Origin of the sequence: Bartonella sp. AP19HLJMH (assembly GCF_042196245.1) — a bacterium.
Classification (GTDB): domain Bacteria; phylum Pseudomonadota; class Alphaproteobacteria; order Rhizobiales; family Rhizobiaceae; genus Bartonella.
The window spans coordinates 1-675 of sequence record NZ_JBHIPX010000093.1 but is presented as its reverse complement, the minus strand read 5'-3'; the positions used below and the strand labels follow the sequence as shown (position 1 = coordinate 675).

Here is a 675-nt window from a genome sequence, read left to right as displayed (position 1 = left end):
CATTTCCATTATTGGGGGCATTCAACCTTCACGGATTATTCCCATTATTCAAGCAATGCACCATGGAACAAATAATGACGGCTTATTGCAACGGTTTCAAATGCTGGTGTGGCCCGATGAACGAAAAGAGCGGTTATGGGTTGATAGACCTCCCAATCAAAAGGCATGGGAAAGTTATCAAGGAATTTTTCGTTCTCTTTATGATAAACCATTAGGATCACCAAAACACCCTATTACCATACGCTTTTCTGCTGAAGCTCAAGAAATGTTTCGTGTATGGTGGGAAAATTTTCAAAGAACAATCAAAGGAGGTCATTTCTCATCAAGTTTACAAGCGCATCTTTTGAAAATGAATAAAACCATACCAACCCTTGCATTGATTTTTGAATTGAGTGAAGGGGGGCGTTTTGAAATCAATAGAGATGCCCTTGAGAGAGCCTTATATTGGGAAGAATATCTGATAAGTCATGCAAAACGTCTTTATGCGGCGAATGATACATTAACAGCAGAGCGTGCAAAATTAATTGTAGAGCGCTGTGATCTTTTACCCAATGTTTTTACGGCAAGAGATATCTATAGACGGTGTTGGAGATCTTTAAAAGACAATGGAGCCGTTAAGCAAGCTTTAGAGCTTTTATGTCGTTGTAACTATATTCGTGAATTTCCTATAGAGGG

At 39.0% G+C, this 675-nt stretch carries 1 protein-coding gene; it reads left to right on the top strand.

The window, feature by feature from the left end:
- Positions 1-675 (top strand): DUF3987 domain-containing protein (locus tag ACFINR_RS09550; protein ID WP_375654250.1); only part of this gene is annotated, 675 nt, incomplete at both ends.